This is a genomic window from Butyrivibrio sp. INlla21, from assembly GCF_900116875.1.
In the GTDB taxonomy this organism is placed as follows: domain Bacteria; phylum Bacillota; class Clostridia; order Lachnospirales; family Lachnospiraceae; genus Butyrivibrio.
On record NZ_FPCC01000009.1, the window covers coordinates 15,113 to 23,585 of the forward strand.

Sequence of the window (8,473 nt, forward strand, 5' to 3'; positions counted from 1 at the left end):
TCTTTTTCTCCTTTTCTTTTTTACTCAAACGCAACTTTTATACGTTTGAGCTTTGCGTTATTTATGTAAAATGCATCACCGACATTTGGCAGAACCTTCACGGAACTTAATACCTGTTGTGGAACTCTTACCAACAAGATATCTTTGATATTTTCAAAAAATACCATATCCCCATTGTCCCTTACATGCTTTAGCATAGGATTACTTAATGAAGTAACCGCAGCATTTTCCACATCGGTGTGCATAATGCATACTTTATTTTCCTTTGCTTTTTCAAAAATCTCTAAGTACTTTTCATAGATACTTTCCTCCTTTTGCATTACTTCAATTACCTTTCTGTTTGCAAAGCACAAAACAGTAAGTTTATTGCTGTCAGCATCAGTACCCTTGCCTTTTGCTTGTTCTTTGCTGATCTCATCATGAATTTTTTCTATAATCTCTATGGAATCCATAGCGTTATCAGAATAGTAGGTGATTGCTTTTTCTTTAGCGATACCGGCAAATTCACCGTTTTCCGAGTCTATAAGCCAAAGCTTAACAGCGTCACTGTTTATAAGCTTTCTAAGTACATACTCAGTAAACTTTCTTCTTCCCAAGTCTTCTCTTCCGGAAAAAGCTATCATCTTACCTGATGCCATTTCCAAATATTCAGGAGTGATCTTTGCATAATTAAGACCGATCATCAGCTTGCTGTCATATATATCTGTATTGCCGTACAGATCAGAAAGATACTTCTCCGTAAGCTCTGCAGGAACAAACTTGATCTTTTCAGCTCGATCCTCTCCATACTTTTCATTACATTTTGTAATGTATTCTTTTATCTTCTCTATACGCTCGATCTCTTTATCCGAAGAGAATGCCATATAAGCTTGAAATTCACGAAGTTCTGTTCCAAAGAGCGTGATTCCTCTTCCGGGCACTTCATCGGGAAACAGCTTACATCTGTCAAACAATGCAACAAATTGTCCTTTATCATTACAATTAAGAGCAATCTTAAGTGAGATATTAGACATAAGTTTGTAGCCGATTCCTGACATCTGCTGGTTGGTAAAGACTACGGATATTCCATTTGCGACGCCGTCCCTGCATATAGCCAGAATATCTTCTTCGTAATCCGGAAAAGTAGCTTTAAATACCGTATAGTTTTCTATAAACAATACTATCTGCGGCTCATCCTTATATCCCGCCTCTCGATACGAGCTAAAAGAACTAAGTCCCTTGTTTGCAAGAAGTCGTCTCCTGGATTCAATCTTCTTGATCAGCATCATGATGAGATTTTTGAGCTTATCTTCATCCGTGATAGTTACTACGCTTCCGACATGATTAAGTCCTTCGAATATCCTCATCATCATAGAAGCAAAATCAATGATGTATATGTTTACATCCTTTGGAGAATACTTCTGCGTTATTCCCATTACCATGCCCTGAAGCAAGGTCGTCTTTCCGCTTAATGACGATCCGAGTATGTATGTATGATTCTTGGTAAGATTTATCTCAAATTCATCCTGCGCCTGTCTGTCGGGATCATCATATATTCCAATAGGAACAGTTATGTCCGTGGAGATGCTTTCAAGGTTGTTAGGATAAGGTATGACCTCCTCAAGCGGAGGAAGACAAATATCCGGTAACTTAGCTATATCCGCTTCCTTACAGTATTCATTGACATATTCAACTACTGCCTCAAGCTGCGTCATTGAAGCTTCTTTCTTCTCAGGTTTCTGTTCATATACAACCTGTCTTTTTCCTGAAAGACTTACGCTTTTAATTTGAAACTCTCTCTTTGCATTTGTACTTTGTACAAACGCAGGAGCTCCACTGTATGCAGACTGGAAAAGTTCAAATATCTCATTGTTTCCGACTTGGAGATAAGCTCGTCCGGGCTCTCTTATCTCAGCAGCAAGAGGCGAATGAAGTACATCATTACTGTCGCTCTTTTCCTGAACCTTAAGACAAAGCTTGAACTTGGAATTACTCCATATCTGATCATTGACAACACCTGACGGTTTCTGGGTTGCAAGAATTAAATGTACTCCAAGGCTTCGTCCAATTCTGGCCGTACTTATGAGCTCTTTCATAAAGTCAGGCTGTTCTGCCTTAAGCTCTGCAAACTCATCTACCAAAAGGATAAGGTGCGGCAGCGGAGTATCCGCTTTTCCCTCTTTGTATAATCTAATGTAATTGTCTATCTGGTTTACTTCATATTTGGCAAACAGTTCCTGCCTCTTTATAAGCTCTGCCTTAATTGATTTAAGCGACCTGTTGATCTGCTTACCGTCTATATTGGTTATCGCCCCATTAAGGTGCGGCAGGTTCTTAAACTGATTAGCCATACCACCACCCTTAAAGTCGATAATAATAAAGCTTACATCGTATGGATGGAACAATGTCGCAATCGACAAAATATATGATTGCATTATCTCCGATTTACCGGAACCGGTTGTACCGGCAACAAGTCCGTGAGGTCCATGATACTTTTCATGAATGTCGAGCTTCACTATTTCGTCTCCACTCCTAACTCCAAGCGGAGCGGCCATAGACTCATATACCTTTGATCTTCCCCATCTCTCCTCAAGATTAAGATCGTGAGCATTCATTATTCCAAGGAGCTTATAAAAAGAAATATTCTTGGTAAGTGCACTTTCAAGGCTCAGTTCCTTTATATAGATCGGAGCAAGTTTGATCGCGCATTTCTTCGCCATGTCCAAAGGAATATGGTCATAATCAAAATACTGAATTTCATTTCCATCTAAGGTATCTTGAATAAAGCCGTGATTCTTGCTTGGTTCAAGGAATATTCTCTTATCACAGGCCTTATGAAGCATTTCTTCGTACCCTTCAAAGAAAACAAAAGTAAACCCTAATCTCTTAGCATACTTCACAAACTCTTTTACCGGATGCTCCATAAATTTCTCAGAACGATATACATAAACAATGAAGTGTGCAGATTGCTTTATTTCATGTTCCTTCATGCCTTCTCTTAAAGAGAGCTCTCCATATAAGAATTCAAGTCCTGATTTGCAACTATCATCGTCATGAATCATAAAGCGTCTGCCTGAAGATTCATCACTGAAATTCTTTATCCACCTTGTCCACTCAAAATAAGGAACATCTTCGCTTCCCAATATAAGAAACTCTTTTAATTCTTCATAAAAGTGCTGCCCTGAAACAGTCAGAATCATGTTTTTAAGCATCTGATAAAGCTTATCTCTGACACCGATAACACCTACCGCATTAACCTTGGCAAGTTCAAGAACTACCGGCATATTATCTATATATTCGTATTTATCATGTATTTTTTCCGGATAATCCATGAGCATATCTTCTGTCTCAAGATATTCCTGCTTTCTGAAATTAACCTGGCAACCGGACCTTACCCTACCTGTTCCAATCCTTATATCAAGGAAGTCCTCATGATCTTTTTCTTTTTCAAACAATCTGGCGCTAAAGTCATTTATATTTCTAACTGTCTCCTCAACAGATCTGTTTCTCTCTGAAACGATCGTTATTTCATCATGTCTAAGCTCAACAAGTTCATTTTCTTTTTTATCAAGATACTCATTATAAACTTTTATTCTGTTTGTTCTTTTTTCTCGATAATCTTTTCCGGAATCAAAATAATTCCATACAGACATACTTCCGCTTATCATCATTGATGCTGCAAAATAAATGACAAAATAATTGCTTCCCGGCATGAGCATCCCTCTTACAAAAACCATGAGAAAAAGCATAAGGATTACCGGAAGTAATATTCTTATAAGATTTCTTCTGGGCTGCGTGGGAGCTGCCTTTGGAGAAAGTATCTCCGGTTTATCATCAAGCAGAGCGTACTGCTGCCTTGCACTACGTAAAAACTGCGGATATTTGAAGTGATTGGTCTGGGGAACGTTGTCCACTTTGCTAAGTGTGGTTTTAATATTTCCCTCATCCGATGTATAAATATGATTATCTTCCAAATAAAAGAAATTTCCGCAATATTCCAAAAATTGCTTATCCTTGAGAATAATCCTCTTTTTGTTTTTTACATTAACACCGTTAACTTTTACTCCATAGCGGCTACGGGAAATATCTATGTCAAATTCGTTTTCGTTTCTCTTAAGAACGATCACATCTCCCGCAAGAGAATCACTTACTATCTCAATGTCACTATCTGCAATTCCACCGATTGATATTTCATTTTTATCTCCAATATCAATTTGTAGATTGTAATTATCCTGCTTATCTCCAAAATCCTCGCTAAAGTCCAGATATAAGAATACTTTCTCAGTTTTTCCGTCACATACCTCTACACTTTCTCCGTTTTTGAAAACATGCACCTTCTCTTTTACAGAATCCGTGTTAAAAAAGATATCTTGAGAAGAAGAAACAATGTAATCCTGTTGCTGTCTGATGATCTCAATAGCGAAGTTATTTTCGAAATTATCACCAAAGAAACAAACACCGTTGCTCTTACCGGTTCCAACAGTAACATTCTTGGTATCTTCCGTAAGGATTAGCTCTTTATAAACTTTGTTGTTGTATATAGTCAGCTTATAATTCATGTCCTATCGCTCATCAAAAAAAATTATTGTTCCGTCTCTGATCCCAAGTTCTTCAAGTGTCTTTTCGCCACGTATCAGTGCCTTGGGATAATCAGCCCTAAGATAACACTGAAGCGGTTTATCCATGTTTATTCCAAGTCCAAAACTGTCATTTAATCCGTAGATAAGTTCATTGGCAGTAAGGTCAACCGGAATCTCCAGATCTATTTCCTTATCTGATCTGCAGTTTTTAAAAAGTACGATTATGTTATCGTTCATCATTTTCACCTGCTACTTCACAGCCGTTACGGTTGCAATATACTCGCTTCCTTCCAATAGTTTCTCTGCATCTGTGTTACCGCTGCCGCTATCAATGATCTCACATACAGGAAGCTTGTATTCATCCATCTTTTTGTTAATATCTGTATCAGCTTCTTTGGAAGAATTACAGATCACAACAAATCGTCCGTTGTAATCAACAAGATTATTTGTGTATCTTTCAAGCCTGTCCGCCTCTCCTCTTCCATCTCTTACACATATAGCTACTACCTCACTGTTTGAAAGATATTGAGCAAGGTCTTTGGTTATACCGTTTTCATGCTCAACAACTATATAATCGTAGATTTCTTTATCTGCGACCATTCGCACCATATCGTAATATGACTTTAAAAAGATATTGTATGCGTATATTGGATCTCTAAAAGCAGGTACATAATCAAATCTGTTTTTTTGAATTATTGTTTCTACTGTTCCGCTTTCCAATCCATTCATAAAAGCAATGGCCAGAGAACGATCAGCCCATTCCGCCTTCCATTTAACCGGAAGGTATTCATAGAAATTTTGCATTTCTTCTGCATCTACATATAAGACCGAGTATCCCATCTTTGAAAGCTTTGCGGAGATTCCTATTGCAGCCCTTGTTTTGGCGCATCCTCCGCTTACAGAACATACATCTATAACCTTGGTTTTCCCAATTGGCTTTTCTGAATCTTTGATATATGCTTTTCCCAGCTTGTTAGCAATTCCATCCACCGCATCATACTTACTGATAGAATTCTTGCTATCACTGCTTTCCACAAGAGAATAGACCTTTTCTGCCGGCTGAACCGTCAGGATATTGTCATTAATAGCTTCATCTTTAATAAGAACTTCTATTTCGAGATGGTCATTCTTCATAAATTCCGTAAATGAATCCAATGTAGAAATTATGCTCAACTTGGAATTATCATTTAGCATGAATGGCAGTTTTGAAACGATCTTATCTATATATTCTTTGTCAAAACTTATTAAAAGAATCCTTTTTTCTTTCATTAGTTTTTAACCAGCACTTTCTACTATTTCTACCCTTAAATCCATATCAGCTAGTCTTAAGACATCTCCGTTTTGGATTCTAACCTTTTCTCCCGCATTCAATACCTGCCCATTTAATCCGGAGTGATTAGCACTTCCCAGATCTTCATAAAAGCACTCGCCGTCTTCGATATATACCTCTCCATGCTTCCTGCTTATGGCGCCATTAAATAATATCTTTCCATCACAGGAATCATCGTTTCCTATAACGAATCCATTCTTAACAATAAATAAAGCAAATCTGCCGTATTGTCCGTCATATGCGAGTTTTACCTCTATATTTTTGCTTTTTTTACTTGCGTTTTCAGGTTTACTATATTGGAAATTATTAAATCTTGTAGAAATAAAGCGGCACAGATCAAATAACTCGTTAGTTAAATAATCATGATTTCCAGCAATTGACTCTACTTTTTCCTTGAGGTCCCTCAAATCTGCATCTGCATCAATATCACCTATCAGCACTATTTCTTTCAAATATTTATAAAGCCTTTCGAGCCATTCTCTTCCAAAGGAACCCGCGTTATTAGCAACCAGAGGAAGAACTGCGAACTTGGCATGTCCGTCTTCCGGGCTCAGAAAAATCTTATCTGCATCCAATACAATAAATTCCTTATTTAAAAAAGAATTCTCAGCAAAAGAGTTTATGAGATTTGAAAGTCCGATTACAAGATTACGCCTCTCGCCAAGAGTCAAGCGCTCTTTTATGCTCTCAATGCTATCAAGTCCTTCTGTCCTGCAAACGATTGTTTCGCTCCCATCAATTTCAACCTGCGCAGTATCAAGAATGTTTTCATTATTCATTTGCCTAATCATATTCATTCCAAAGCTTGATACGCTCTCGCCTGAATCAAGTTTGAATGATATATGCGTTTGAGAATTAAGTGTTTTCATTTAATTTCTGTAATCAAACTCCTCGTCGGCAAGTTTAATAACATCACCGTTGTTTATTATCCTTGTCTGATCATCTGATAGTTTTTCTCCATTAACAAAAGTTCCGTTAGTTGAATGATCATCCTCTATAACAACCTGATCGCCCGATTTCCTAATTGTTGCATGTCGTCCACTGACGGCGCTGTTGTCAGCAATTCTTAAATCAATATTTAGGCTGTCTTTTCCTATAGAGAAACAATCCTTGTTGATTATTATGTTTTCACCATTCTTCTTTCTTATTAATGTGCCCAGGTATGTGTTGTAAGAATCCGCAGGTAATGATATTCCTTCTTTACCGGACGATGAGTCAGAAACAGTGGTTTCTGAACCTTTTTCCGGATTGTCATCTTCTGTTTTTTTCAGAACTGCTGTATTGGATTTAGAAGAGCGTTTTATATCTGCACCTTCAAATCTGTTTCTATTATTTTCTTCCTCAATTTTCTGATTTTTCAGCTTATTCTCTTTTATCTTCTTAACAACACGAATAGCAACCAGCACTAAGGCTGCTATAAGCAAAGCAACTGCCAAACAAATAACAACTATAAGGATTACCCTCTTTACGTCCACTCCCTTTTTTCCCTCAGTAGCTTCGGTATCGGAGTCATCAGTGTCCTGCTTACCCTCCGGTTCCTTAGGCGTTTTGAGATCGACATACTCTTCATTTGTCATCCTGGTATATTTGATTCCCAATCCATCCAATATAGCCGTAATATCTACAGACTCAATCGAATGATTAGCGCTACCATCTTCACCTAATACATTTAAGCCAATCACCAGGCCATCCTCATTTATAAGAGGTCCACCACAGTTACTCTCATCAATCTTGGCATCATGTTGGATTGCTCTGATGTCATTGAATGAAGTTATATTGGCTATTGTTCCGGATATCATTGATACCTTATCATTTGAGTAATATATAGGATCTTCATAAGTAATTCCCGTCGGATATCCAAGGGTAAATACTTTATCCGCAACTGCATATGGTCTTTCACCTGTTAGTGAATCCGCCACCAATATTGTAAGAGGAGTTCTTGTGTACATAGGCTGTTCAAGCTTTAATACAACAAAATCTTTTGATACGCTTGCCTTTACTACTGTTGCATCCAGAGCAACGTCACCCTCTACAACCACCTGCGCTGCAAGGCTTATCTTATCCCATTCTTTGTTATAATCTACTCCAATCTCTTTGAATGCAGCGGTTCTTACCTTTTTCTCAGGATTGATAATGTGATTATTAGTTATCACATATTCCGTATCCTCGGATGAGCCTATAAGAAAGCCTGTTCCACCCTGTACGATATGTGATTTTCCAAAATCGTCTTTATAAACACAATTAACCTGCACAACACCTTTTCTGGCATCTTCAATAGAAGAAAGTTTTGGGATTTCCGCATCTTTCTTTTCGTCTTTCGGATTTAAGTCGGAGTTTTCTCCTGCTTCTTCCTCATTAGTTGAAGCCTCCGTTGCTGCCTCGCTCGAAGCTTCATTTAGCGCTTCATTCTTTTTTTCTTTCGGCGCGTCTTTTGATGCTTCCAATGATGCTTTATCTGTGGAAGCTTCAATTGCAGCAATATCCTCTTTGGCGTATACATTCATCGGTATGCATAATCCCGATATGATAAGTATCGCCAAAAATAAATTAAATATTCTCTTCATTTTCCACTATCGCCTCTCGA

5 protein-coding genes are annotated in these 8,473 nt (G+C 37.8%); all 5 read right to left on the minus strand.

All coding sequences use genetic code 11. The features are described 5' to 3' along the window. Positions 1–20 precede the first annotated feature (20 nt). The 5 genes from essC to BM377_RS06840 are packed head-to-tail and all read right to left on the minus strand — an operon-like array spanning position 21 to position 8,453. Positions 21–4,538, minus strand: coding sequence for a type VII secretion protein EssC (essC, locus tag BM377_RS06820; protein WP_092245731.1), 4,518 nt, complete (start codon positions 4,536–4,538; stop codon positions 21–23). 3 nt (positions 4,539–4,541) lie between these two features. After that, a complete protein-coding gene (locus BM377_RS06825; RefSeq protein WP_092245734.1) occupies positions 4,542–4,799 on the minus strand; it encodes an EsaB/YukD family protein in 258 nt (85 codons plus the stop codon). A gap of 9 nt (positions 4,800–4,808) precedes the next feature. After that, positions 4,809–5,828: a P-loop NTPase family protein gene (locus BM377_RS06830; RefSeq protein ID WP_092245738.1), complete on the minus strand. Its 1,020-nt coding sequence runs from the start codon at positions 5,826–5,828 to the stop codon at positions 4,809–4,811. A 6-nt stretch (positions 5,829–5,834) separates the two neighbouring features. Further along, on the minus strand, positions 5,835–6,758 hold the full coding sequence (locus tag BM377_RS06835) for an FHA domain-containing protein (RefSeq protein ID WP_092245741.1): 924 nt from the start codon (positions 6,756–6,758) through the stop codon (positions 5,835–5,837). Next, entirely contained in the window at positions 6,759–8,453 is a 1,695-nt protein-coding gene (locus BM377_RS06840; RefSeq protein ID WP_092245744.1) for a trypsin-like peptidase domain-containing protein, read from the minus strand. It lies immediately after the preceding gene. Between the last annotated feature and the right edge of the window lie 20 nt (positions 8,454–8,473).

Bases quoted from the DNA above. Each gene is read 5' to 3' on its own strand.
- essC (WP_092245731.1), bottom strand. From the start codon at position 4,538: ATGAATTATAAGCTGACTATATACAACAACAAAGTTTATAAAGAGCTA.
- BM377_RS06825 (WP_092245734.1), bottom strand. From the start codon at position 4,799: ATGATGAACGATAACATAATCGTACTTTTTAAAAACTGCAGATCAGAT.
- BM377_RS06830 (WP_092245738.1), bottom strand. From the start codon at position 5,828: ATGAAAGAAAAAAGGATTCTTTTAATAAGTTTTGACAAAGAATATATA.
- BM377_RS06835 (WP_092245741.1), bottom strand. From the start codon at position 6,758: ATGAAAACACTTAATTCTCAAACGCATATATCATTCAAACTTGATTCA.
- BM377_RS06840 (WP_092245744.1), bottom strand. From the start codon at position 8,453: ATGAAGAGAATATTTAATTTATTTTTGGCGATACTTATCATATCGGGA.